The organism is Paraburkholderia sp. GAS82, assembly GCF_050436285.1.
Lineage (GTDB): Bacteria > Pseudomonadota > Gammaproteobacteria > Burkholderiales > Burkholderiaceae > Paraburkholderia > Paraburkholderia phenazinium_B.
In genome coordinates this window covers 439,681-465,490 of record NZ_JBNDLX010000007.1, presented here as the reverse complement: position 1 = coordinate 465,490, position 25,810 = coordinate 439,681, and the positions used below count along the sequence as shown (strand labels likewise).

Annotated in this window: 21 protein-coding genes and 2 pseudogenes; 13 read left to right on the top strand and 10 right to left on the bottom strand. The window is 59.1% G+C overall.

Translation table 11 applies throughout. The features are described from left to right. The first annotated feature begins 25 nt into the window (after positions 1-25). Together P3T17_RS23910 and P3T17_RS23905 are read left to right on the top strand one after the other, a co-directional pair. Positions 26-1,219 carry an MFS transporter gene (locus P3T17_RS23910; RefSeq protein ID WP_074267597.1) on the top strand — a complete coding sequence of 398 codons (1,194 nt, stop codon included), beginning with the start codon at positions 26-28 and terminating at the stop codon, positions 1,217-1,219. Positions 1,220-1,338: 119 nt separating this feature from the next. After that, positions 1,339-2,373: a fumarylacetoacetate hydrolase family protein gene (locus tag P3T17_RS23905; RefSeq protein WP_074267598.1), complete on the top strand. Its 1,035-nt coding sequence runs from the start codon at positions 1,339-1,341 to the stop codon at positions 2,371-2,373. A gap of 68 nt (positions 2,374-2,441) precedes the next feature. Here the strand turns inward: P3T17_RS23905 and P3T17_RS23900 are convergent, their stop codons facing one another. The 5 genes from P3T17_RS23900 to P3T17_RS23880 form a co-directional block, all read right to left on the bottom strand. Then, positions 2,442-4,718, bottom strand: a complete 2,277-nt coding sequence (locus P3T17_RS23900; protein WP_074267599.1) for a xanthine dehydrogenase family protein molybdopterin-binding subunit — start codon at positions 4,716-4,718, stop codon at positions 2,442-2,444. Further along, entirely contained in the window at positions 4,715-5,203 is a 489-nt protein-coding gene (locus tag P3T17_RS23895; protein ID WP_074267600.1) for a (2Fe-2S)-binding protein, read from the bottom strand. Before P3T17_RS23895 ends, P3T17_RS23900 begins: the two co-directional genes overlap by 4 nt. After that, positions 5,200-6,495 carry a c-type cytochrome gene (locus P3T17_RS23890; RefSeq protein ID WP_429288136.1) on the bottom strand — a complete coding sequence of 432 codons (1,296 nt, stop codon included), beginning with the start codon at positions 6,493-6,495 and terminating at the stop codon, positions 5,200-5,202. Before P3T17_RS23890 ends, P3T17_RS23895 begins: the two co-directional genes overlap by 4 nt. Before the next feature lie 153 nt (positions 6,496-6,648). Next, positions 6,649-7,284 (bottom strand): SRPBCC family protein, encoded by a 636-nt coding sequence (locus P3T17_RS23885; RefSeq protein WP_074267602.1) that lies wholly within the window; start codon positions 7,282-7,284, stop codon positions 6,649-6,651. A gap of 40 nt (positions 7,285-7,324) precedes the next feature. Next, positions 7,325-8,344 carry an aldo/keto reductase gene (locus P3T17_RS23880; protein WP_429288111.1) on the bottom strand — a complete coding sequence of 340 codons (1,020 nt, stop codon included), beginning with the start codon at positions 8,342-8,344 and terminating at the stop codon, positions 7,325-7,327. A gap of 109 nt (positions 8,345-8,453) precedes the next feature. On the opposite strand from P3T17_RS23880, the gene P3T17_RS23875 reads away from it, so the two are divergent. After that, positions 8,454-9,368, top strand: coding sequence for a LysR family transcriptional regulator (locus P3T17_RS23875; RefSeq protein ID WP_074267604.1), 915 nt, complete (start codon positions 8,454-8,456; stop codon positions 9,366-9,368). A 32-nt stretch (positions 9,369-9,400) separates the two neighbouring features. Here P3T17_RS23875 and P3T17_RS23870 read toward each other — a convergent pair whose 3' ends face one another. Further along, the gene (locus P3T17_RS23870) at positions 9,401-10,942 is read right to left on the bottom strand and encodes an MFS transporter (RefSeq protein ID WP_074267605.1); all 1,542 of its coding nucleotides are present in this window, start codon (positions 10,940-10,942) and stop codon (positions 9,401-9,403) included. Between the two features lie 327 nt (positions 10,943-11,269). On the opposite strand from P3T17_RS23870, the gene P3T17_RS23865 reads away from it, so the two are divergent. Next, positions 11,270-12,283, top strand: coding sequence for a LacI family DNA-binding transcriptional regulator (locus tag P3T17_RS23865; protein ID WP_074267606.1), 1,014 nt, complete (start codon positions 11,270-11,272; stop codon positions 12,281-12,283). Positions 12,284-12,420: 137 nt separating this feature from the next. On the opposite strand, the gene P3T17_RS23860 is transcribed toward P3T17_RS23865, so the two are convergent. Further along, complete coding sequence (locus tag P3T17_RS23860; protein WP_167379440.1) at positions 12,421-12,798, bottom strand: helix-turn-helix domain-containing protein; 378 nt, start codon at positions 12,796-12,798, stop codon at positions 12,421-12,423. A gap of 151 nt (positions 12,799-12,949) precedes the next feature. On the opposite strand from P3T17_RS23860, the gene P3T17_RS23855 reads away from it, so the two are divergent. The 9 genes and pseudogenes from P3T17_RS23855 to P3T17_RS23815 all read left to right on the top strand — a co-directional run bounded on the left by P3T17_RS23855 (position 12,950) and on the right by P3T17_RS23815 (position 22,599). Beyond that, positions 12,950-13,417 (top strand): hypothetical protein, encoded by a 468-nt coding sequence (locus P3T17_RS23855; RefSeq protein ID WP_074267608.1) that lies wholly within the window; start codon positions 12,950-12,952, stop codon positions 13,415-13,417. Between the two features lie 11 nt (positions 13,418-13,428). Next, positions 13,429-14,094, top strand: coding sequence for an AbiEi antitoxin N-terminal domain-containing protein (locus P3T17_RS23850; RefSeq protein ID WP_429409140.1), 666 nt, complete (start codon positions 13,429-13,431; stop codon positions 14,092-14,094). Positions 14,095-14,146: 52 nt separating this feature from the next. Beyond that, positions 14,147-14,575 (top strand): annotated as a pseudogene (locus P3T17_RS23845) (IS21 family transposase); the annotation flags it as partial. Then, positions 14,572-15,369, top strand: a complete 798-nt coding sequence (gene istB / locus P3T17_RS23840) for an IS21-like element helper ATPase IstB (RefSeq protein WP_074267609.1) — start codon at positions 14,572-14,574, stop codon at positions 15,367-15,369. The pseudogene P3T17_RS23845 and the gene istB, both read left to right, overlap by 4 nt. 607 nt (positions 15,370-15,976) lie before the next feature. Further along, on the top strand, positions 15,977-18,742 hold the full coding sequence (locus P3T17_RS23835; RefSeq protein ID WP_074267625.1) for an integrase catalytic domain-containing protein: 2,766 nt from the start codon (positions 15,977-15,979) through the stop codon (positions 18,740-18,742). Further along, on the top strand, positions 18,723-19,808 hold the full coding sequence (locus P3T17_RS23830; protein ID WP_429409139.1) for an ATP-binding protein: 1,086 nt from the start codon (positions 18,723-18,725) through the stop codon (positions 19,806-19,808). The genes P3T17_RS23835 and P3T17_RS23830 overlap by 20 nt, the downstream gene beginning before the upstream one ends. 28 nt (positions 19,809-19,836) lie before the next feature. Next, positions 19,837-21,141, top strand: a complete 1,305-nt coding sequence (locus P3T17_RS23825) for a TniQ family protein (RefSeq protein WP_167379443.1) — start codon at positions 19,837-19,839, stop codon at positions 21,139-21,141. A 231-nt stretch (positions 21,142-21,372) separates the two neighbouring features. After that, positions 21,373-21,792: pseudogene (locus P3T17_RS23820) on the top strand (TniQ family protein); the annotation flags it as partial. 165 nt (positions 21,793-21,957) lie between these two features. After that, positions 21,958-22,599, top strand: coding sequence for a hypothetical protein (locus P3T17_RS23815; protein ID WP_253190076.1), 642 nt, complete (start codon positions 21,958-21,960; stop codon positions 22,597-22,599). Between the two features lie 149 nt (positions 22,600-22,748). Here P3T17_RS23815 and P3T17_RS23810 read toward each other — a convergent pair whose 3' ends face one another. The 3 genes from P3T17_RS23810 to P3T17_RS23800 form a co-directional block, all read right to left on the bottom strand. Further along, positions 22,749-24,071 (bottom strand): SUMF1/EgtB/PvdO family nonheme iron enzyme, encoded by a 1,323-nt coding sequence (locus tag P3T17_RS23810; RefSeq protein WP_429409138.1) that lies wholly within the window; start codon positions 24,069-24,071, stop codon positions 22,749-22,751. Positions 24,072-24,228: 157 nt separating this feature from the next. After that, positions 24,229-24,987, bottom strand: a complete 759-nt coding sequence (gene fnr / locus P3T17_RS23805; protein WP_074267630.1) for a fumarate/nitrate reduction transcriptional regulator Fnr — start codon at positions 24,985-24,987, stop codon at positions 24,229-24,231. A 76-nt stretch (positions 24,988-25,063) separates the two neighbouring features. Then, positions 25,064-25,537 carry a universal stress protein gene (locus P3T17_RS23800; RefSeq protein ID WP_074267631.1) on the bottom strand — a complete coding sequence of 158 codons (474 nt, stop codon included), beginning with the start codon at positions 25,535-25,537 and terminating at the stop codon, positions 25,064-25,066. Positions 25,538-25,810: the final 273 nt, after the last annotated feature.

The window sequence follows — 25,810 nt, the reverse complement described above, 5'->3', positions numbered from 1 at the left end:
ACCGTTGCTGTTCAGGATTCTGTCTATGCTCAAGGAAGCGCACGTGGTCCGGCAACTGGTACCGTTTTCTGCGGTAGCGTTTCTGGGCTTTCTCGCGGTTGGTCTTCCGTTACCCGTGCTGTCGCTCTATGTGCATGAAAGACTAGGTTTCGGCACGCTTGTTGTCGGCGGCGTAATTGGTCTGCAGTCACTCGCTACGCTTCTGACGCGCCAGTATGCCGGTCGGCTGTCGGATACCCGTGGCCCGAAGCTGACCTCGCTGGTGGGGCTCCTTTTCGCGTCCTTAGCGGGTTTGTTTTATCTGCTCGCCGCTGTCCTGGTTCAGCACCCGGGGGAGAGTCTCGCGCTACTTTGCCTTGGGCGTTTGCTTCTCGGTTTGGCAGAAAGCCTTTTCATTACCGCGTTGGCTGCGTGGAGTATCGGTCGTGTCGGTTCGGAATATGCAGGTCGGGCGATGGCGTGGTCAGGCATCGCGATGTACGCAGCACTGGCTGTCGGCGCGCCGCTGGGGTTGGCAATCTATCGTGCCGCTGGCTTCGGTGCTGTCGCGGCTTGCGCGGTCCTTGCCCCACTTCTTGGCGCAGCGGCTGCAAGCACATGGCAAGCCTTCGCCGTCGAACGCATCGCCCAGCGTACTTCCTTCTTACGCGTGTTGCGCATGATATGGGTACCCGGACTCGGCATGGCACTGGCGTCCTCCGGCGTAGGCACGATAAGCGCGTTTTTACCGCTACGCTACAGCATGGCGGCGTGGCCTCATGCGGGTTTCGCGCTTGCGGCCTTTGGCGCTGCCTATATTGTGATGCGTCTCGTCCTGGGTGGCCTTCCTGACCGGCTGGGTGGGTATCAAACGGGTCTTGCTTCACTCTTTGCAGAGACCATCGGGCTTGGACTGATCGGCTGGGCAAGTGACCCCTTGATCGCGCTGGCTGGAGCCACTATCACCGGGCTGGGTTACTCGCTTGTCTTTCCCTCTCTCGGCGTTGAGGCAATGAGGCGCGTGCCCGGCGAAAACCGCGGTCTCGCGATAGGTGCCTATCTTGCGTGCTTCGATCTGGGGCTCGCGATTGCGGGTCCCGGTGCCGGTGCGGTCGCACGATCCTACGGCATACCCTCTGCGTTTGCGGCAGCTACGGCAACCGCTCTCTCGGCGTTGTTACTGATCTGTGTTGACTGGCGATGGCTGAGAAAGTCCGGGCCGATCGGAGGTCGGATTTAACATAATGGGCGCGATGAAATGCGCTTGCCAGCTAATGGCGCACTCGTGCAGTCGTCGCTGTGAAAGCGGAACTCAATATCGTACATGGCACCAGACTGACCTTAACCAAGGAGATTGACATGCTGAATCGACGAACAATGATCAAAACTGTAGGCGCGCTTTCTCTCGCCGCCTCGGCCCTGACAACAAAGTCTGTGTTGGCGCAGGGAAATACTGCTGCATTGGCTGGCGCTTCGCGCTCATCGGCATTGCCGCGCGGCGTGACGCTGCTGTCCATTTATCAGCCCGATGGTTCCGAAACGCTCGGCGTCAAAACTCCAAACGGCATCCTCGATGTGGCTAAGGCCAACGCATTGCTTAACGCGAACGTCCCTGTGACGCTCGAAGCGTTGCTACGTAACGGTAATGGCGCAGAATTGACATCGCTGATCGCCGCAGCGGCTCGCAATCCGGCCGCTGCGTCCGCTTACCGTGAAGAATCGTCTATACGATACGGCAGGCTGTTTACTTCGCCCGGCAAGATCGTCTGCGTCGGATTGAATTATCGCGAGCACGCGGAGGAGACGCACGAAGCTTTACCCAAAGTACCCATTCTGTTCAACAAGTACAACAACACGCTCGCAGCTCACCGGTCGACGATCAAGTTGCCGCCGCGCGAAGTGTCCTACCAGTTCGACTATGAAACGGAACTGCTCATCGTGATGGGTAAGACCGCACGAAACGTGACCGAAGCAGACGCGCTTGACTACGTGGCCGGCTATGCGGTGGGCCATGACTTCTCGGCGCGCGATCTGCAGATGGATACGGGGGGCCAGTGGATGGTCGGCAAGACGCTAGATGGCTTCGCGCCGATCGGGCCATATTTTGTGTCAGCCGATCTCGTCGGCGACCCGAACAACCTTTCGCTTCAAACCCGGATCAACGGCCAGGTCCGGCAATCGAGCAACACGAGTCGTTTCATCTTCAATACACAGGCAATGATCGCCTATACGTCGAAGCTATTCGCGCTCGAGCCGGGTGACATTATTTTCACGGGTACGCCGCCTGGCGTTATCCTCGGCAAGCCGAAGGATCAGCAGGTCTGGCTTAAGGCGGGCGACCAGATCGAAAGTACGATAGAGAAGCTGGGCACCTTGCAGTTCGATCTGGCGTAACGGCCGTACGCGGGGTGGGAAACCATCTCGCGTTTTTTGCAGCGCGACGGTTGATCAGGATCAGGCGGTCAGATGGTGAATTCTCGTAGTCGGCCGCCGGCTGCCAGGGGCATATCATGGATCCGCTTGCCGGTTGCGTCAGCAATTGCATTGGCGACAGCCGCAGACGTCGGTCCTTGCGACGCCTCCCCGGTACCCAGGAACGGTGCACCGGGCCGGTCGATGAGATGCACCTCGACGTGCAGCGGCACTTCGGAAAACCGCATGATCGGATAGCCGCTCCAGTCGAAGCTTCGGATACGTTCGCTGTCGTATTGCACCTGCTCATACAGTGCCCAGCTGGCCGACTGCAGAATGCCACCTTCGACCTGGTTACGCACGCCGTCCGGATTGACGATCTGGCCACAGTCGAGCGCCGCGACGGCTCGTTCGATCTGCACGGCTCCGGTTTCCGGCACGACGCGAAGTTCGACGGCGATCGCCAGATAGCTCATCAGGTTCTTGTACTGTGCGAACGCGAACCCCACACCGTGGCCCGGGCGTCGCGCGTGCTTCGGGTTCCAGCCAAACTGCCGCGCTGCCAGCTCGATCACGTCACGACCACGAGCGTTGTCGAGATGTCGCAGCCGGAATTCAACAGGATCGACCTGCGCCGCGCTGGCCAGCTCATCCATGAAGCTCTCGATCGTAAATATGTTCTGGAAGGCGCCGAGTCCGCGCTGGGCTGAGACTCGCAGTGGCATGTCCGGCAGAAAGTGGTGCTGGATGTTGAAATTCGGGAAGTTGTAGAGCGGTATGCTGTTGCGGTCGCCGCCGCCTTCCGGCATCGGGATGGGTTGGGGCGGGGCAGGCGTAAAGGGCTGCGCGAGATATTGCGCGCCGAGCAATCGCCCCGCGTTGTCGATACGGAAGTTGTGCGTGTTGCTCCAGATTTCATATTGCCAGTCGATCACGTGGCCGGTCGCGTCGAGCGATGCGCGCACGTCCGTCACCATTGCTGGCCCGAACAGATCCCATGTATGTTCCTGCTCGCGCATCCATTGGACACGTATCGGTCGGCCGGGAACGGCCCGTGCGATGAGTGCGGCATCGGCGGCGGCATCGTCGGCGGGATTGTGGCCGTAGCAACCGGCGCCGGGAACGTGGATGCAGCGGATGTTTTCCGGTTTCATGCCGAGCATCTCCGCGAGCCCGCCGCGCAGCGGGAATACGCCTTGTGCGTGCGTCCACACGGTCATCTTGCCCTGATCAAGATGCGCGACGGCACACGACGGCCCAATCGATCCGTGGGACAGATACGGCTTCGTGAACCTGGCGTGCAGCGTTCGCACGGCAGGTTGCGCCGGACCATGTTGCTCGGCCACCTGAATTTCCCGCCGCGGGAGCGTGAGCAGCGTCTCGTAGATTGTCGCTGGCGTCGGCAGCTTCGCGGAGGTGTCCCAGCGGGCGGTCCGCTCGAGCGCACGCATTGCCTGGATCGCCTGCCATTCGTCCTCGGCGACCACGGCAAGATAGCTGCCGTCGCGGACAACCTTGACGACACCCGGCATCATTTCCACCGCGTTGTCGATGGAAATCAACCTGGCGCCATACGAGGGAGGGCGCACCGCCCTTGCGTGGAGCATGCCGGGCAGGCGCATGTCCTGCACGTAGCTCGCTCCACCGGTGACTTTGCCGGGAATGTCGATGCGCTGTATCGGCTGCCCGATGACGTGATGTCGAGCCGGCGCGATCAACTGCGACTGCGCGACGGCGTTACGGTGCAGGTTGAGACCGCTGACTGCCTCGCCGAACGTGAGTCTGCGGTTATCCGGCGCGACGATCGTCCCATCGCGGATCTGCAGCGTATCGGCGGACACGCCCAACTTGCCGGCGGCGGATTCCAGCAACAGGACACGCACTTGCGAGCTCGCATGCATGATGGCTGTACCGCTGTCCGCGGTGGAGTGGCTGCCTGCGGTGTAGCCCTCGTTCGGCGTCGAGCCCGTGTCGGCGGTGATCAGGTGAATGTCACCGGGACGAACCTGAAGCTCCTCGGCGGCGATCTGGATGAAACCGGTGCTGATTCCCGTGCCTAGTTCAGCCTTGCCAGTGTATACGGTGATATGACCATGTTCGTCGATGCGTATCCATGCATCGAGCGAGGGCGTCCCGGCCAGGTTGCCAGGCAAGCTGGTCAATGCTGCGCTGGTAGCATTGGGTGCGGCGTCTTCCGTGGCCCGCTGGGCCATGACGTCCACAGCAGGAAACAGCGCGAAGCTCACCGTCAGGGAGCCGGCGACGAGGAGGCGTCGGCGGCCTGGGTTCGTGGGGGCGTCCGGATTGGAGGGGGGACGCACGTTCATGCATCGGCTCCCTGCGCGCGGTGTTGTTCACGCATTGTCTGCGAGGCTTCCACGATAGCGCCGATGATACGCATGTGGGTACCGCAACGGCACAGGTTGGGCTGCATGTGTTCGCGAATCTCGACTTCTGTGGCGCCGGGCTTCTGTTCGAGTAGCGCCTGTGCGCGCATGACCATGCCGGCGATGCAGTAGCCGCACTGCGCCGCTTGCTTGTCGATGAAGGCTTGCTGAAGCGGCGACGGCCGCTCGACGGTACCGAGTCCTTCGATCGTCAGCACCGGTCGGTCCTTGACGGCTGAGATAGGCATCAGGCACGAAAACACTGCGCGTTTACTGACGACGACTGTGCAGGCGCCGCACTGTCCGAGCCCGCAGCCGTATTTCGCTCCATTGAGCTTCAGATGATTTCGCAGCGCGTAGAGAAGCGGCATGGACGGGTCGACGTCGAGGTTGTATTCGACACCGTTGACTGAGAGCTTGGTCATGGTTGTGGAATCTCCTTGCGGATTGCGGCGGTCGTCCGGGATACGTCTTTCCAGACGGGGCGCTGCGCATACTGGGTACGCAGGTAGGCGAGAAGGTCGTCGACCTGGTCGTCGTCGAGAACGTCGGCAAACGGGGGCATGTAATGCGCCGTCGCAGAGCCGTTCCACGGATTGCCCTGCAAGACGAGATGGATCGCATCGCGTGGGCTGTCGGAGGTGAGGACGGAGCTGAGCCCGAGCGCAGGGCTGCCACCGATTTCGCGCATCGGCGCTTCGCTCGCATGACAGCCGGCACACGACGATGCGAACAAGGTCCCGCCACGGATGGACTGTGCACTTGCATCGTCGGTCCTGGAGGCTTTCTCGCGGGAGGATGCAGGTTGCGCCGGTGCGGGCGGCGGTTGCAACGACATCAGGTAAGTGGCGATGGCCTCTACATCGGACTCCGGCGCGTTGCCCAGGTGTTGCGTGACGGGCAGCATTGGACCAGCTGCGGCGCCGTGCTCGGAGGCGAGCCCGGTACGCAGGTAGTCGACGAGCTGTGTGTGGGTCCACGGTTTTGGCGCACGTGTCAGTGCGTTGAGCGGCGGCGCGTTCCAGCTGTCAATCAGGTTGCCCGCGAATGCTTCGCCGTTTTTTTCCGCACCCAACGCGTTCATCGGCGTGTGGCACGATGCGCAGTGGGCGGCTCCTTCTACGAGATAGCGGCCCCGCAGCCATGCCGGCGATTCCGACCTGTCCGGCGGCTGAAGTTCGCCCGTTTTGAGGTACAGCAGATTCCACCCAGCCACGAGTGGCCGGAAGTTGAGCGGAAAGCGCAGATCGTTCGGGTGCGCCGGTGCGCTGACTGGTGCGACTGACATCAGATAGGCATAGAGTGCAGCGATGTCGCTGTCGCTCATCTTCGTGAAATGCGGATACGGAAAGGCTGGGTACAGCAGATGGCCGTCGCGTGAAACGCCTTCGCGCAGCGCGCGCGTGAACGCATCGAGCGGCCAGCGGCCAATGCCGGTATCCGGATCGGGCGTGATATTCGTGCTGTAGATCACACCGAACGGTGTATCGAGTGGCATGCCGCCTGCGAAAGGTTTTTCGCGGTTGGCGGTATGGCAGTACATGCAGTCACCCACTTCTGCGACTTGCTCCCCGTGGGCGACCAGCGCCGTGTCGGCGCCAGTCGGTGCAGGGGCCAACAGCGGCTCAATCGAGGGTTGCCATGCGTAACGGATTGCGCATGCAAGGGCGACTCCCGCCACTCCGAGCATAATCAAACCAAGCTTTCCAGCTTTCACCATCAGAACTCCCAAGCGAAGGTGGGATCGTCTGAAACCCACGATCACATTCGCCCTTGTATTGGCGAACGTTACAGATTGCTGGGGCGGTTGTTTTTCTCTACGATTTGCTTGTGCTCGTAGTCAGTGCTGGCAATGATGCCGTCACGATGGCTAGTGTTCTTCAGAAACCCACTTCAGCGTAGCAAGCCAGAGATCATGGCCGCGGTGCATGAGGCTCTCATCGGTCTCGCGTAGATGGGCTGGGGCGGCACCGTTACCTACTTCGTCCATCGCTACACGACAGGAGCTCCCCTCAGGCGTGAGATACCACGTGTGGTAGAAGCTGGGCTGAGTACCTGGTGCATAGCCGTACCAGCCGATACGCGTGTACGGAACGAATTCGTGAATCCTGCTTTCCAGTTGCAGGCCGAATGTTGTCCAATGAAACACGGAGTCGCGAGTGAGGACGGGGCTGTCACCGATGATGTGGACATCTTTCGAATTTGGATACCACTGAGGCCATTTGGTGGCATCGATTATGTTGTCCCATACGCGTTCGCACGACGCATGGATGACGGTCTCATTGTGGGAAAAGAGGTCGGCTGTTTCCGGGTTGAAACCTTCGGGCCAGTGAATCTCCCGCGAACGGTGTTGGAGATCGAATTGCATCGTTTTGACGTCGTTTGTGGCCGGCTGAGCGGTCGGCTGCATACTGCCCTGGCTAAATGCGGGGAACGCTGCAAGCGCGCTCCCTGCAATCGCCAGCAATGCGAGGGCGCGGGGAATAGTCATATTGCCTTCAGTCATGGGGTCGTCCTTTCGTCTTTCTCACCTATTTGCTGTGGGATTAGACACGGTCCTTGTCATGAAAGCGCTGCATCCAGTGCGGATACGGTACGTCCGGTTGCGAGATGCGATCGAGCCGGTCACGGAGTTCTGGCGGGAGCACGAGTTCTGCTGCTTGCAGATTGGCGCCAAGTTGCTCGTCGGAACTTGCCCCGACGATCACGGTTGCCACTTCGTCGCGCCCGAGCAACCAGGCGAGCGCGACCTGCGCTGGCGTTGTGTTCAGTGCATTTGCGACCACGCGTAATTCCTCGACGATGGGATCGACCTTTTGCGGAACGATTGGCGGAAAGTTGAGATTGGTGCGCCGACCCTTTGCAGATTCGCCGTTCTGCGCGGTGTATTTGCCGCTCAGATAACCGCCTGACAGAGGACTCCAGACCATCAGCGCCATGTCGTGTTGCCGTGCGACGGGCGCGACTTCGTGCTCGATGTCGCGTGCGGCCAGCGAGTAGTGCACCTGATTACTGGCAACCTGCGCCCAATGCGCCTGCGACGTGATCGCGTGTGCCCGCTCGAGTTCGGAAGCACTGAAATTGCATACTCCGATGTGCCGGACCTTGCCCTGTGTAACCAGATCGTCGAGCGCGCGCAAGGTTTCGTCGAGCGGTGTAAGTGCGTCGCGATCGTGCAGTTGCAACAGATCGATGTGATCGCGGCCGATCCGCTTCAGGCTCGTTTCGACCGTGCGGATGATATGCGAGCGCCCAAGGCCCACCTGGTTGGGGCCGGGGCCTGTACGCAGGCGGACCTTGGTGGCGACGAGCATGCGCGTTTCGTCGAGGCCCAGATCGGCCAACACCTGGCCGACCACCACCTCGGACTGACCCTGCGAATAGGCATCGGCAGTATCGATCAGATTCACCCCATTATCCAGGGCAAGACCCACAAGACGTGCTGCCTGCTCACGATTGAGGCCGGCGATCGTTGCCCAGATGCCTTCACCTGCGCCGAACGTCATGGCGCCGAGTGTGAGACGGGAAATGCGCAGGCCGGAGCGGCCGAAGGTGCAGTAGTTCATGACAGTGAGCCCGCTTTATGTTGAGAACACTTCACACAATAGGGAATCGACGGTCAATCGCCTAGAGCGTAAGATGCGAAGACTCTTTTCGGCTTAAGCGAGTAATCGGATGCGCGTTGATCAGTTGGCTGCCATGCGTCTTTTCGTGCGCATTGTGGAAACGGGCTCTTTCGGTAAGGCAGCCCGTTCAATGGACATGTCTTCTTCGAATGCAACGGAACGGGTGGCCCGCCTTGAGAAAATCCTGGGCGTGCGGCTTTTGGCCCGCACGACGCGTGCGGTTGCCGCCACCGAGGCTGGTACGCGCTATTACGAGGTCTGTCGCCGGGTGCTCGGCGAACTGGACGAAATCGAAGCTTCACTGACCGGTTCTCAAGAGGCGCTCGCGGGGCGGGTCCGAATCAGTGCGAACATCTCGATTGCCCGTTCGATTCTCATACCGCGCTTGCCTGATTGGTTTGAGCAGCATCCGCAGATCCACGTCGAACTGGTGATGAATGACCATCGCAGCGATTTTGTACGCGACGGGATCGATTTCGCGGTACGGATTGGAGGACTTGAGGATCAGGACCTGGTGCTGCGGCCCCTGGGGCGTCCACGACGCGTCACGGTCGCCTCGCCCGCGTATCTACGGAAAAGGGGGCGGCCGCAGTGTCCGGAAGACCTCGCCGAACACCATCTGATCGACTTTCTGCTGCCGCAGCAAGGAGCGCGGCTCGAGTGGGAGTTCGACAAGAACGGGGAACGGCAGGAACTGTTCCCTCGCAGTATCGCCTCGATTGGGGATTCCGATGCCCGGCTGCAACTGGCGATCGCCGGCATGGGTATCGTCCAGAGCCTCTCGTTCCTCGCTGCGCCCGCACTACGCGAGGGCAGGCTGGAGCGGATCCTGACCTCATGGGAGACGCCAGCGCCCGAAGTATCGATTCTCTATCCAAGACACCGCCATCTGCCAACGCGGACCGAGGCCACGATGGATGCCTTCACAACATGGATCAGGGAGGTCATTCGTGACGCGGCTTGAACGGTCCGTTGAGAGTGGCCGATCTCATGGGTTCAGTCTTCCATCACGGCGATGTGATCCCGGATGCTTTCCGCTCCCAGCGGTGCCGTCTCACCTGCGTCGACCAGCATCCAGCTCAGGGCGGCGGCTATCAGTGCAATGGCGCCGGCCGTAAAGAACACGGCCTCATACCCACTTCCAAAGCTCCACTGCGCAAATGACGAACCACCGCGCTGGCCAGCCAGCACCTGCGCGGCATGCAAATTACCACCCGTGATCATTCGCGTGAGCTCTTTGCGCACCGCCGCCGGGTACCCAGGCAAAGCGTCTGCGAGCGACGCCTGGACGCGGGAAACCAGGATCGCCCCCAGCGTCGCAAAGCCGATCACGATTCCGCTGAACTTGACGGTACCCGAAACCCCGGAGGCCATCCCCGCACGGTCTGAGGGAATGACAGTCATGCCGACCCGGGCGGTTTCCCCATTGAGAATTCCGGCACCGCAAGAGGCGACGAGCATGCTGACGAGGATGGGTGTATAGGCGAAACTGCGCATTTCGGTGGACGTCCATATCAATCCCAGCCCGACCAGTGCCAAGCCTGTGCTGAGAAGCAGGCGACCGGAACAACGCGGCGCCAGCCACCAGGCGACGACGCGTGGGATCACGAATAGCGGCAAGGCCATTGGCAACATGAGAAGCCCTGCGTCGAGCGGCGTGCGGCCCATGCCATTCTGGAAGTACATCGGCAAATAGGTCAGCATGGTCAGAAAAGCCATCCCGTAGGCTAGTCCGGCGATATTGGCGCCGACATACGTTGGCTGGTAAAAAAAGCGCAGATCGACCATTGGCCGGACTTGTCGTGTCTCGGCAGTCAGGAACCCGGCAAAGAGGACCGCTGCCCCGATGAACTCCGCCAGAATCAGATGATTGGACCATCCGGCACGGTTACCCGAGATAAGGGCAAGCGTCAGCAATATCAGAGAGCCGCCGAAGGTCGTCACACCAGCAATGTCGAGTCGCTTCGCTTGCGGATCTTTCGAATCCTCGACCGCGTACAGCGTCAACGCGATCATTGACACGCCCACCGGTAAATTGACGAAGAAAATCCAGCGCCAGCCGAGATATTGGGTGATCAGGCCGCCGGCGACTGGCCCGAGCATGATCGCAACGCCGATGACCGAGCCCCAGAACGAAAACGCACGGGCCCGTGCGAGTCCACGAAATGAGTGGGAGAGGGTTGCCATCGCCGCACTCAGCTGCAAGGCCGCACCGACTCCCTGTAGTGCTCGTGCCCAGTTGAGCGCCGTATCAGAGTGTGCCGCGCCGCACATCGCCGAGGCGCCCGTAAACAGGACCAGGCCGACGATCAGCATGCGTTTGCGACCAAAGCGGTCGGCAAGCGTTCCGGCCGGCATGAGCATGGCCGCAAAGGTCAAGGTATAAGCGCTGATAACCCATTCGACTGCGGCGAAATCGGCATGTAACGAACGGGCAATCGAACTCAACGATACGGCGATGATGTTTCCGTCAAGGTTGATCATGAACGACGGTATGGACACGCACAGCATGATCAGGAGTTGTTTTGATGCCTTCATGGACTATCTCTCCTACTGGGGCCGTCTGCATGGGAAGTTGTCCGCAGCTGCGCGCTCCCATCCTTTCCCTAGCCTTGATGAATTTGATGACAACGATTGCAACGTTCAGACTTATATCATATTTTTTCTATTTAAATCAATATTATGATGTTTTGCAATCGTTATCATTTGTGGTTTCGTGGGGCGAGTTGCCGGGAATTCAACGGGCCGGGATGCTGCGATGCTTTTGGCGCCTCCATTGGAGACGGGCATGAAGAGAATTGCTGTTTTGATACACTCAACGCCGCACGATCTTATGGGTATGAACATGCCGGTATCGGGGTGTACATGGTGAATCTGAAACAAGTCGCCGCGCTTGCCGGGGTGTCGTCGTCCACCGTTTCGCGCGCGCTTGCAGCGCCGGAGCGCCTGCACCCGAAGACGCTGAAAAAGGTCAGAGAGGCAATTGCGTCGCTTGATTACGTCCCGTACGCGCCAGCCCGCGTACTCCGGTCGGGTCGCTCGCGAACCATCGGTATCGTTGCGCCGACATTGATGAACGAGTTGTACGCGCGAGCCGTTGATACCCTGGAAAGCGAATTTCTTCAGTTGGATTACACGGGGCTGCTAACCTGCCATCGTGATGATCGAGATCTGGAGTTGCGTATCGTTCGGACGCTTATCGAACGCGGAGTCGATGGCCTCGCGCTAGTCGGTTCCAGCCATCATCCCGACGTGCTAACCCTGATACGCAGGCAGGAACTTCCTTATGTATTGATGTGGGCGACTGACCCGGAGCGCGTTCATCCGACCGTCGGCTATGACAACCAACGTGCCATGGGGCGCGTCACTGAGCATCTCGTCAACCTTGGGCATGTCCGTATTGGCGTGCTCACAGGTCCGTCCGATGTCCATCAGTTGTCGGCCGCGAGACTCTCGGGCATACGCGAGGAGTTGGGGCGTCATGGAATAGCCTTGCGGCCTGAAGCTGTGATCGCTACGCCGTATGACCCCGAGTCCGTTCGCTCCGCAGCGCGTCAATTTCTTTCCAGGGCAAATCCTCCGACTGCGCTTATCTGCAACAACGATTTCGTAGCGGCCTGGGCGCTTGCCGAGTGCAGAGCGCTCGGCGTTTCCGTTCCGGGTCAGGTGTCGGTAACGGGTTTTGGCGACTGGGATCTAGCCAGACTCGGTTCTCCATCGCTCACCACCATCCATTCCGATGCCGTTAAGATCGGACACCTAAGTGCTGAAAACCTGTTGGCGCAGGTCAACAACGTGGGTAATCAGCCCGTCAGGCAAGACGAGTTCGAAGCGGAACTCATTGTGCGGGAAAGTACCGCTGCAGCGCCGGCGGTATAGATTGGCCTGCTTTCGAACGACATACCTCAGCGAGCTTCGTGTCTGGAAGGCGCGGAGTATGCAGGTTGCGCGGATCCTGTCGGGACGCTGAAAAACTCCCTCGGTCGCGCGCTGCGGAGTGAACCGCTAAAGTCGCGTTACTGACGCGCACGGCCTTGGCCGCTCGCTTTGTGTTCATATGCGGCTGGCAACCGGTTGCACAGATCCTTGACCAGCGTGCCCACCCATGCGCGATCGTCACTACTGAGCCGCTCGAGTTGCTCGGCGATCTCCAGGCTGACATCTGTTGGCCGGTCGGACGCGCGCCTGAGCAATGTCACGACCGGAATTTTATAGAGATCCGCTAGCTCCAGCAGACGCGGGATGGTCGGCCAATGCGCGCCGCGCTCAAAGCGGCTTACGGTCTCGACAAAAACGCCAAGATGTTCGGCCACCTGCTCCTGCGTTAGCTGTGCATCGGCTCGGGCCGCTGCTAGCGCGCGCCCCAAATGCTTTGCGGTCTTCTGCTCGTTCACGGCAGTCAAAAGTCACCATTTCATGTTGTCATTCAACATGAGATGGTCTCTTCAATGTACTGATCTGATAACATCGCTTTATATTGGTTGGCAACATTAATTGTTGTCTTGTCGTGTGTTTTGCGTTTCCGTGTCACCGTAAGGGAGAGATATGTTGTTCACAGATGCAAACTGGGCCGAGTCGAGTGCGTTCCGGCGCGCCATCGCAAAGCCGTTCCAACCGTGGAGGTGTGTGGGATGGACGGACGACACGATCTGTTTCTGGGTTTTCCCCGCGCCCCAGTCTGACCGGACCGGAGCACTGCCCGACGGGTTGCTGGTCGTCGACCCGGCGGCGCTTCTCGATATCGCGAGTGAACTGACGTCAGGGAGCTTCTCTGTGTACGTCATGGATGCACCCGCCGAGGATCGGCCATCTGCGCGAATGCAACGCGTGACAGGCTTGTTGACCCAGCAGCAAATCATTGCGCCGGCGTACGACTACTGGTACAGAACGGAAGAGGGTGATCTGCATCCCTGCTCCCGGCTGCGGCATCGCCTTCCCAACGACGCCCCATTGCAGCTTGCACTCAACCTGGATGCACAGGATTGCAATGACCCGGTTGTAGACGCGACGTAGTCGAATCGGACATGGAGGACATCACCCGGTTGGTCCAGCTTCTGATGGATTTCGCGCCACGCGGAGAGCCGCTCGATCTAGGCTTCCTCGCCGAATACGGCGTGACGTCGGTCGAAGCGTCAGATCTCGTAACAGGCGGTTGGCTGCGGCGACTTTCTGACGACGCTTACCTACTCCGAGGTGATTTGCCGGCTCTCGACGGCACCGTTGCCTTTTTTGCCCGACGCCTTCCCGGGCTTCATGTGAGCGGCAAGGCCGCATTGGACATGCGAGGCATACGCTATTACCTGTACGCACGCCCCCGGATCAATCTGTGGGGCGCCGTGCCCTTCGAATTTCCTTCGTGGGCGAAAGAGTTGCTGTTGCTCACGTACGAGCACGACCGCCTGTTTGACGATGCCTTGCCGACGACGTTCGCGATTTCGGCGTTGCCCGCGCGTAGTGCAAGGATGCCGGTGGCGGCCACAGAACGTGCCATCCTGGAATATCTGGCCGGTTCTGTGCATGACGAAAGGCTGCACGAGGATAACGTCAATCTCGTGGGCATGCTGCGAAACATCCGCCTCGACGTGCTGCAAAAACTGGTTGATCACTGCCCGCAGCGCGATGTTGTCTGGACGCTCAAGTCTATCGGGGAAGATGAAGATTTCGAGTGGGCGAAGCAGCTAGTATGCTGAACCTTTTCACCGTGAAAACGATGGGCCATTAGCTGCTTCTGGTCGAATCCGGTATCTGTCGGGCGCGCTGGCGCACAGTACGCCGCGAGGCTCCCGTGCCGCCGACAACCGCCACGCGCTGGATTACCGTCACTTCATCGATTCTCTCAAGCGCAAGCCTCAGGCGTTCAGGGGACTTGCGTTTCGCGACGCGCTGTTTCCGCGCGATGCCCACCGCCGGACCTGGGAGCGGCTGGAGGCGCAACCGATGCAACGTCAGGCATGCAAGACCATGGTGGGGTTGCTCGAACTTGCAGGACACCACGGCGTTGAAGCGTTGCTGGCGCAGCGGCTTGATGCGTTACTCGTAGTCGGCGAACTGCCCGACCTGAAACAGTTGCGCGACGAATTCGCTCCGCGCGAGGCGCTGTGTCCCGAGGTGGTGGTCGAGATGCCTCTCATCGCAGTCTATGACGAACTCCTCGACAAGGCGGCCGCATGAACGCACCCGCCTATGAGAACGGTCGTCTGGCCCTGATGCTCAACGAGCTGCGCCTGCCCACCATCGGCAGGTTGTGGCCCGAGTTCGCGGAACGCTCTGACAAGGAAGGCTGGCAGGCTTCACGGCTGCTCGGCGCATTGCTCGAGCACGAACTGGCCGAACGCGCCAAACGACGCATCGAGCGCCACCGAACCGAGTCGCATCTGGACCCGACCAAGACACTTGCTACCTTCGATTTCGGCATGGTGCCGATGGTCTCGAAGGCGCATGTCACTGCGCTGGCAACCGGGGAATCCTGGCTGGAGAAAGGCGCCACGATTCTCCTGTTCGGGCCGCTTCGTGCCGGTAAGAGTCATCTGGGATCGGCCATCGGGCACGCGCTGATCGACGCTGGCTACCGGGTGCTGTTCACGCGCACCAGCGAACTCGTCCAGAAGCTGCAGGCTGCACGCCAGCGCCTGCAGCTGCCATCCGCGCTCGCGAAGCTCGATCGCTTCGATCTCATCATCTTGGATGACCTGTCGTATGCGCGCAAGGACCAGGCCGAAACCAGCGTACTGTTCGAGCTGATCGCCGAGAGGTATGAGCGAAAAAGTCTTTTAATAACGGCCAATCAGCCGTTCTCTGGCTGGAATGACGTGTTCCCCGACCCCGGCATGACGGTCGCAGCCATCGACGGGCTTGTCCATCACTCGACGATCTTTGAACTGTATGTGGAAAGCTATCGCCGTCGAAAGGCCAGCGACAAACAGAGCGCGCCGGCGACAATTACGATGGAGGCGCGACAACTTTAATTATCACGCGAAACAGAGTGGCATTATTGCGCTCACCGTCCCGGCATGACGCGCCAACCGTCCATTTTTTTTGCCGTGTATTTATTTGTGCCGTTAACTAAATAACAACGGCAACCGGTATGGGGAAAGACGGATGTTCGCAATCGAACATGGCGGTTGCGCGTATCAGCAATTGAAAAAAAATACCACAGACGATGTTTCCGATACAAACAGTATTCCGTCAGACTGCTCTGAAAACCGTTGTAGGACATATATCGACATTTCGGCTTTCCCATAAAAACCCGATTTTGTGCCGAAAAAGCTCTTACGTGCCCGTGTTATCCAGCCAGCCGTGCACGGCCTGGAAACAGCCGCCCACCACGTGCCCACACCGCAGGTCATGCCTCGATTCCCGGGCAGGCAAGCTATGCTTGTCCCTGACAGTGGGCGCGCGATTGGGGTGCTCCGGCTTCCGATCGTTGGAATATGGCGCATGAGCTGCTATTTCAGGACGTGTCAGGTGTGTAACTGATGGCGAACGCAAAAGCGTTGGTCAGGATCCACCGTATCCCGCCGCCGTCAATCAGAAGTGTGTTGCAATCATGATGCATGGATTACAGGTGCCAGAATGTTCGGTCAACTGGAACTAGCTGAGTATCTCGCAAGCCATCCGATGCCGGCTACCACGCGCGAACTGGTGGAGAAGATCCGGCGCAATCAGTCAGACTTCAATCCGTTCAATCATCAGGGTACACGAACGGTCGTGACGATTCGTTCCGCAAAAATGCAGCAGGGCGTCACCGTACAGAGCCGGACGCTACACGCCAGTGCGGCCATGTGGTATGAATTTGACGAAAAAATTCAGGAATACTATGCAAATGTGCATTCATTCACTGCAATTACTCAACGGGAAGATGGGAGCGTCGCAAACAAGTCGCAGCACTGGTTCGATTTTCTGATACTTGGGGACGGTGCGCCCCGCTTCGAGGACTGGAAAGAGGAGACGGTCCTATTCCAGATGCAAAAGAAAGAAGACGATCGATGGAAAAAGGTGGGCCGCTTCTGGCGTGATGAATGCGATCGCTGGCATGACCGCGCATGCGAGCAATATTGCGGGTCGCTTGGAATTGCGCATCAACTGCGGACGAACCGAGAGATTCCACGACGGTTTCTCGAGAATATTCGATATCTGCGGGATTTTTACGATCCAAGGACACCGGTTCTCTCCTCGGATACGGCAGAGCGGCTAAGGCAATGCGTACAGAACGGTCCGGTCAGTTACGATGACATGATGAAGCGTGAGGGATTCCAAGCGGATGTTCTGCTGTCGGCGATCGTCCAGGGTGTGCTGTTCGTTGATCTGAATACCGACAGTATTGGTAATCCCGCCGATCTGCTGATGCACCGCGATGCTGACCTTGCCGAGGCCGATCGGCTCATTCGCCGGGGCGACTTCATGTGCGAGCCGTTGCCCCTTCCCGGCCTTGCAGCGTGCCCAATCGGCACCCGACTGCAATATGGAGGAGAGGCGTGGACTGTTATCTTGGGTTCGACAGGACCGGACGCGGAGGTGCTTCTTACTTCAGGCGCGGGAGGGAGAATGAGCCTCCCCACCGAGACAGCAAGGCAATTGCTGGCCGAGCGCGCAACCGATGAAGAGCGCGTTGCTTTGCTTAACAGCGAGAAACGGCGCGCCATCGCTTCCTTAAGCAGGACGGAGCTCAAGGATGGAATAAAGAAATATAAGGCAGTAATCTTGGACGACGGGGCAGACCAGTATTCCGATGCGACTCTGGGCAGGTCCAGGCAGGCAATACGCGACTGCACCTTCGTACAGGATGTCCTGCTCGAGCTCGCACCGCATCACGCAGAAAAAGGTAACCGGTTACCCCGGCTTCCACCACTGGTCGAGTTGCTTGCGAAGACGACGATTGAGACCGTTCATAACGCGGCATCGGCCGGCAATGCAAAGAAGACTTACGACACCTACTGCGAGGAATGCATTAAACAGGGTGTCGTGCCCATGTCTTATCCAACATTGTGCCAACGGGTCAAGGCATACGAGGACCCGAATGCCCGGTTCGGCAAACGTGTTGCCTACCGGGACGGGCAGATTCCTCTGATCCTGGACGCGCGCGAGCCGGTGGATGGCGTAGCGCCCCACGAAGTCTGCTACATCGACCACACCGAGCCTAATCTCTTCACGAAGGGTCCTGAGGGACAGGACTGGGGAAAGCTCTGGCTCTCTGCGGCAGTGGACGGTAACGTAACCTGTGCACGCGCATTTTATCTCTCATATCGTCCACCATCCGCGCTGTCGGTGCTCATGACACTCCGGGACTATGTGCGTCGGTGGAGGCGCCTGCCGCGGATTGTGGTCTTTGACGGTGGCGCCGACATGCGCTCGCACGCGGTTGAACAGTTCTGCAAGATCCATAACATTGATGTGCGATATCGGGCAGGCGGTCGACCGCGTGGCGGCAAAGACGTTGAGCGGCTATTCGGTCTGACCGAGGAAGAACTGCTATCCGGTCTGGAAGGCTGTTCGATCCAGTTGAAGGAGGCTCGCACCGTAACCAAGTCAGTCGATCCTACGCGCCGCGCTGTCTGGACGTTCCCTCAGCTTTACCGCGCGATGGAATCCTTTCTTTTCGACTTCAGATACCGTCGGCACGTTCATCCGGGGCTGGGTATGACGCAGTGTGACTACGAGCAGGCCAGGCTCGAACAGACAGGCCGGCGGGACCATATACGGGTCGAATTTGACGAGAATCTGCTTCTGCTCACGGCGCCTTCGCCACCACGCAGCGAACACAAGGTTCACGCGCAACGGGGTGTGTGGGAGAGCGGCATGTTTTATTGGCATGCGGAATTTGCAAAGGTCGGCGGGAAGCCGTGTCCGGTCCGATACGAGCCGTGGCTGGCGAACGTCATCTATGTCTATGTTGGTCATTGCTGGGTGACGGCCCTCGCGCGTGACCTCGAGCCCTACTGGGGTCGAACGCGCTACGAAGTGGAGTACGCCAAGCGGATGGAGCGAAATTTCAACCGCCTTGCTGCAGAACGTGACCGCCATACGACATCGCGGGCCGTGCGTCTTGGGCAGGTAAGAACGCCTATAAGTTTTGACGAGACCACTGCAAAGAAACAGAAGAGCGAATTGGAGCTTTATAAGGCGCTTGGAATGGGAACTGCAAGAGCCATTGATCTTGGCATGGTACCTCGTCAGGAACCAGCTTGCAGTTCAGCCTCTGGGCCCGATTCCTCGGAGGTGGACATGGCGCCCGATGCGGCGATCGCGCGAGCTGGTGGAGAAGCGGCTGCCGAACTTGCCGCGCTGTCTGATCCGACCTCTTCCGCATGGAGCGAGCCAGATGAAGCTGGACTTCTCTAAGACAATACACAGGATTACGTACGAAGAGAGGCTGATGTATAGCAGGCTGACTCGTGAGCAGGTCCTCGCGCTTCCCGATGCGCAGAAAGTTCGCTACTTTTATTCGCTGAGAGTAAAGCATCTTCTTCGTGACGGTGCGGAAGCTAAGCTAACGGATCTGTTGGGGCCGTGCACCGATACCGGAATAATTACACTTTTCGGGCCAACCGGAGGGGGCAAGACAGCGCTGGCCGAGACAGTTGGTTCCCGGATGAACTCGACTGAAGCCGGTCATCGGCCATATATTTATGTGAGAGCGCCCGCTTTTGGAGCCGCAAAAGTATCCTGGGGTGGTTTTTTCAGAAAAATCCTGGAGGCAGGTCAGGAACCGATGATTGACGCGAAGCGCTCATGGGGCGTGCGGGACAATCGTCTGATCGGCTCGAGTAGTCGGGCTGACCTCCCGGCTTTGCAAAATGCGGTATGCCAGATGCTGAAAAACCGTGACACACGGCTACTCGTCGTTGACGAAATTCTCCATATCCTGCGATATGGTGATCACGATAAAGCCTTGGACTCGGTGAAAGACCTGTCGGACGCCGTTTCAACCCAGATTCTGTTGATCGGGCCTTATGATCTGTTCGGCATGGTGACAAACTATGACCAGGTGGTGCGGCGAGGCGAAATGGTTTATCTCGGCCGGTACAGGAATGATCGACCGGATAAAGTTCGGAACAAAAGCGATGTGGATGAGTACAAAAATATTATAAGAAAACTGATGGAACGCTGGCCACTGGAGCTGGTGCCGCGATTTGAACTGGTAGCAAGCGACTTGTTGACGGCGACGTTAGGTATCGTCGGATTGCTGAAGGAATTTTTGACGCGATGTCTGATTTGCCAGATAGAGAACTCGGGAAGGTGGAAGGAAGGCTTCATACCCGTTGCGCTCAAGAAGAAGCACTCTATCGAAAAGATCCGGAAAGCAGTCGAGGCCGGTGAAGCCATGTTGATAAGAGAAAATTTCGATGAGTCAACCATTGAACTGGATCGCGTTGCGGAGATGGAAAAGCTCGTGGCGGGAAGGTGAAGTGAACGCAGATACGATGCAGTCCGCCATGTCCGAAGACTTGCGTTCCGGTCTACCGCTGGCGCGAGAACCTGTTCCGTTGTTTTATGGGCTTCTGCCAATGGGGATAGGGACGGGAGATTGCGAAGGTCTGGTGAGTTACCTTTGCAGGTTGGCTTTGGCGCATTGCGTTAGCGTCGATGATCTGGTCAACATGGGACTGGCGCGGTATTCCGCAAACGATTTCAAAATCTGGCGTCATTTCTCGACGTGGATGAAAGACCGCGCGGTGGATGTCTTTGCGAAGCAACGCACGCTGGCACTCCGGGACGCCCTCGTCGGAGCGACCGGAATTCAGGCGGTCGGTCGGCTTTCGCTAGCTTCTCTTGATGGCGTCATAGATTTGGCGGGCATGTCCTCTCTCCGTCTTCGCCACTGTCCGCTGTGCTACGGAGCCGCAGAGTTTGCCCAACTGCACCGTCCGCTTCTTTGGGATCTGAAGGCAGTCAGTTGCTGTCCGGTTCACGCGGTGCGACTGGTCGATTCTGAATGCGGACGGGAGACACCCCAACGCCGTCCGAGGTGGCATAGAGTTCACATGCCAGGGGTCTGTACCGAGTGTGGCTCGATCGCCTACGCTTGCCGGGCGGTTTCCCACGTAGGCGCGTCGCTCGCAGAGCAGTGGGTGGCGCGTCAGTCAGCGATGCTCATTGCTGCGGTCTCGGATGGCGAGAATTTTGACGCACCGTTGGCGCCTGAGCGTATCCGCGGGCTCGCGACCCAGATAGGCGATGGCTTCCCATTTCGCGCAGCTGCAGTATGCGGGTTCAACAAAGCCAGGCTATACGATTGGATTCACGGAGTCAGGCTTATCAAGTACGCCCCTCTGCTCGCGCTCTGCGCGGCATGCGGTATAAATGTCGTTGATGTGTTGCGAGGCCCGGCGCAATGCTCCGAAGGGGCGGACTTTCGCTATAAGCCTCACGCGCGCCGAACTCGGATCACTTCTCTTGATGAGTTGCGCGAAAAGATAGATTCTGCGCTTGCTGTCCTGCAAGATCCCTCCGTGGCGGCTGTTGCGGCTTATATAGGTTGCGACCGTTCAACCATTTCGAAACGTCTGCCGGAGGAGGCGGCGATGCTCACAGCGCGTTGGCGCTCGGCAAGAAGCATTAATACGGCCGCGCGCATACTTGAGGCACAAGCATCGATTGAATCCGTTGCCCAGAATCTGAAGAACGCAGGTAAATCCGTTACGCTACGCAATGTGTGGCTCGAATCGGGCATTTGTGTAAGTCGAGGCTCACGCTTTGAAGAGCCTTTCAGGCGTGAGCAGGATGCGCAGAACGACTAGTCTCGTCAGCCGCTGCATTAGTACAGCGCGAGTAGGGCGATGCCGAAGTGCAGCGATTGCACCAACGAGGAGATGACAGGTTAGTCGTTCACATTGCCCGAGGTTTTTCGATCACCAACTCCAAACAGCGTGCTCGCCGATCTGCTTCTAGCGCGCGTAGGCTAGATTTCTTGAATTGTCGAGTCTTCGATACGTAATGGTTAGTTGCACTAGTTGATAAAGGTACGTACCGTGGTAAATCAGGTAGATGTGCAAACGACGGGAACCATCCTTTATCCGTTGAAGCCTATTGGTCTCGGTTTGTGGGACTGCGAAAGCGTCGGAAGCTTCATGCGTCGCCTCGCGTTCCAGCACTGCGTACCTTATGTGAAATTAAAATCGTACCTTTCCGAAATTTATCCGAGTCGTCGCGGATTGCGCAATCGATATAACAGTCCGGGCAAAGAGGCAGAATCGCTCACTTTAGCGACGGGCTGCGACGGTCTTCATAAATGCGCACTACTACCATTTCGAAATAACTTCGCTTTAATGATCGGAGGGATAGATGGCGCCGGGCGTTATTGCCCTGTGTGTGTTGAGGAATCTCCATTTCCAGATGCGTGGGGCCGGGTGCTGTGGGACATTTCCATAGTGGACGCATGTCCATTCCATGAGATCGACTTAATGTCTTGCTCGTGTCTCATCCCGATGCAGTACGGGTCCGCAAAGGCACCGAATCTATTTGGTGTATGTCCATGCTGTGGATCGGTGTCGTATGGCTGTTCCGAACACCCTGCAAGACGGGCAACCGGGAACAAACTTATAATCGCCTCGCAGATGGCCGATCTGATTGCGGCGATATCGGATGGCAAGGAGTTTGATCGTGGCGTCGCTGCTGAGGCGGTCTTGTGCCACCTCGTTGATGAGTTCGGCAGCGTAATGGAGGCATCCCGATTTTTTAGAATGGATGTGGGTCACTTGTATACGCTTGGCGGCCGATCAAGGGTCCCCATCGATTTGCTGATGACGATATGCTTGACAACTGGCGCGAATCTCGTACGTCTGCTTGACGGGAAAATCGAGCGGGCTTACCAGCCGTCCGATGCTATCCCCCGGGCGCGCCGCAGGACGATCCGCGATGCTGAGCTCGCTCTAGCGTTTCAACAGGCGGCTGGTGAGATGCCTGGAATGTCGTTACATGAACTCGCGCAATCGGTGCGCGTCGCTCCAAGGAGGATGGAAGTAATACTCCCGGAACTAGTAGCCACCATAAGAAGAAAGGACGAAATTGAAAGGGCCAAGAGGCGTCGCGCGCGTAGGCAACGGCTCGTGCAAAGGCTGCATGAGATCAAGAGAGAAGTTGAGGCGACGGGCGGCCGGCTTACAGAGTGCGTTGCTCGCTCGGAGACAGGGGCAGGGTTCTGGCCCGGCACGGAAAGCAGTCGCATACTGAAACTGGTAATACGAGGTAAGCTTTAGTTGGGGGCAGCTCATACTCGTCCCGAGACACCCCGCACGTTTTCTGCTCGCCTCCATATTCGCTTTGGGTGGGGAAAATAAAGCATAAGTCGGCCAGTATTTGCAATAAAGCATAAGGCTGTTTTGACGATCAACTTACGCTTTGTTTGTCACCCGCGCACACACCGAAACCCCGCATACACATACTGATAATGCGCTTGAAACCAGTTTCGAAACGCGGGTCTCAACATGCATTGCGCGGTGCGTGGCGAACCACCCTTCAATACGTAATGCTGCCCATCGAAGAAATTCGCTGAGTATCCCAGGTAGAACGGAAACGGCTCGAACCCCGGCAACGCATCGAACAACGTCGAGGTCCATTCCCAGCCGTTGCCGAACTGACCTTCCACCCCGAATGCGCTGATGTTGTCGGGATGCGCATCCACGGCCTGCGGATCCCAGCTGCGAAAATCGAAGTTGCCTGATGCTGCGTGCGGGGCGCCGTGCGCGGCGCGCTGCCACTGCGCTTCGGTTGGCAATGCTTTGCCGGCCCAGCGGGCGTACGCACTGGCTTCCGCGTGGCTGACGTAGACCGGCCAGTCGAGCGGCAAGGGGATCTCTTCGAACATGGTGCGCAGCATCCACTCGCCGTCACCGTCGCGTTGCGACCAGCCGGCGGGGTGGCTGATGCCCTCGCTCTCCTTCCAGACCCAGTCCTTGTCTTTCCACCAGGCCCGCTGGTGGTATCCACCGGCAAGCAGGAACTCGCGGAAGGCGCCGTTCGTCACCATGTAGCGGTCAATCTCGAAGGTGGGCACGTCGACGCGCAGTTCTCCGAACTCGTTGTCCCAGCCGAAGCGGCCGCTGTCGCGCGGCATGCCGAGCAGCGTCGAACCAGCCGGCACCTGGACCATGGCCGCTTCTTCCGGCCCGAAGGTGCGACGCTCGGAACTCGTCGCCGCCTGGCCGTCTTCGCGGCCAGGTGCGCCTACCTTCCACGCAAGCGGCAACTGATGCAGCATGTAGGCGAGCGTCTCGGCATGCATCAGACGGTGCTCGATGGCCACGTTCAGCAACTGCGCGGCCGTGGCATCCTGGGCGTCATCCGCCTCGGGGTCGCCGTCGATGTTCAAGGCCGCCAGTTCACGGTCGATCTGTTCGCGTGCCTGCTGGCCGTAGCCGTGCACGGCCTCCAGCGACGGCCAGTCGTCGGGCACGTCGGTCGGCAGGCCGCCGTCGACCGGGTCGATGCCGAAGGCAAACAACTGGTCGAGCGAAGCATTGAAAGCGGGCAACGTGCACAGACGCTGATCGAACAGATTCCGGTCGAACGCCTCGAGATGGCCGATGTAGAACACGACCCGGTGACGCTCGCGGATCGGCCGTTCGTACAGGTACTCGGGTTTGACGATGGAGAAGAGGGCGTCTGTGATCTGACGCGCGTCGATCAGGCGCTGGACTAGCGGATGATGCGGGGTGGGGTCACGATTCATGTCGCCGGGTCTCCTGGATGGGGGACAGTTTGAAGACTGTACCGCAGTCGCAGGAGACGTGCCAAGGCGGAGCCACAGGGGAGGCGGATGGTGGTGGAACTGAAGCGTCCGGGGACAGGCGCGGCGCGCGGGGCCGCGCCGTGTGACGCCTCACGGCTTACACGTGCCGCAGTCCGTCCAGATCGACGATACGGATGAACTTGCCTTGCGTGTCGATCAGGCCGCGCTTTTGAAATCTTGACAGGGTGCGGCTCACGGTTTCCAGCGTGGTGCCGAGATAGCTGCCCATGTCCTCGCGCGTCATGCGCAGGTTGAATTCCGCGGACGAATATCCGCGTTTTGCGTTGCGTTCCGATACATCGAGCAGGAACGCGGCAACCCGTTCGTCGGCGGACAGCGAGCCGAGCACCATCATTTGCGCGGCCTCGCGGACGATCTGCTCGCCCATCAGCTTGTGCAGACGCTCCTGCATGGAGCCGATGTCGCGGCACAGACGCTTGAGCTTGACGTACGGAATGATGCAGACGGTGCTGTCTTCCAGCGCGGTTGCGCTGCAGGCGTGCCGGTCTTCGCTGATGCCGTCGAAGCCGAGTGCCTCGCCGGCAAGGCGCAAGCCCGTGACCTGCTCGCGGCCGTCGCGATAAGCCAGGGTGGTTTTCAGCGAGCCGGAGCGCACCGCATACAGATTGCCGAACGCGTCGCCGGAGCGGTATAGCGTCTCGCCGCGCTGGACCGGGCGCGCGCTGCAGATGAGCGCTTCGAGCTTCGGCAGTTCGTCCGGGGAGAGACCTTGCGGCATGCAGAGCGGCCGCATCGCGCAGTTCGAGCAGCGCGCGATGCTGCGGGGTACCGGCAGGCTGGTGGAGGGGCGGCGGCGACGGGCTGGAGGCCGAACTACGGCGGTGGGCGTAAGCATGGTGTACGACCGTTTGTAAGGGAATTAATCCATTGTCCCACCGTGGTTATCCACCGTTTCGCGGCAAAATGACGCGTCAAGCCGATGCGGCGTCGTGCTCCTGTCCTGCCGCCGAAGGCACCAGCAGCACAGGTAGCGCAGCCTGACGCACGCAGCGTTCGGCAACGCTGCCGAGGAACAGCCGCTGGACGCCCCGGCGCCCGTGCGTGCCCATGACGAGCAGATCGGCGTTGAACGCGGCGGCGGCCTTCAGCACCACGGTGGCGACATCGTCGACCGCCGTGGCCTCGGCGACCGCCACCTCGCCGGAAACGCCTTTTTCGCGCATCGCCTGGGTAAATTCTGCGCCCAGTTCCTTGCCCTGTTCGATCAGCCGGTTACGCAGGATAGACGGGTCATAGCCGGGCGCCTCGAAATACATTGGCGTGTTTTCGACGACGTAGAACGGCTGGAGTACCGCGCCCATGGAACCCGCCAGGTTCAGCGCAGATTCAAATGCGCGGCGCGAGGTATTGCTGCCGTCGACCGCTACGAGGATACGTTTGTACATGTTGGACTCCGCGTGGAAAGGGTTCGGGACCGGCTGCGCCTGTTGCCGCCTGATTGCCGGTTTCAGCTTAGATCATGTGCGGGATTGTGTTTTTTTGTCGGGATGTAAATCAAACACTTGGCAAATTTCCGCAGGTAGGGTCATATAGGCGGAACGCCGTCCGGTGAGCCTTTGCGGCGGGCGTGCAGTCCACCTAACCAATCTTTGAGCAGGCAATCCACCCTGTTTGCCTTACAATTGTGGCCTATTCTGACAAGCTGAAACCTTCATCGA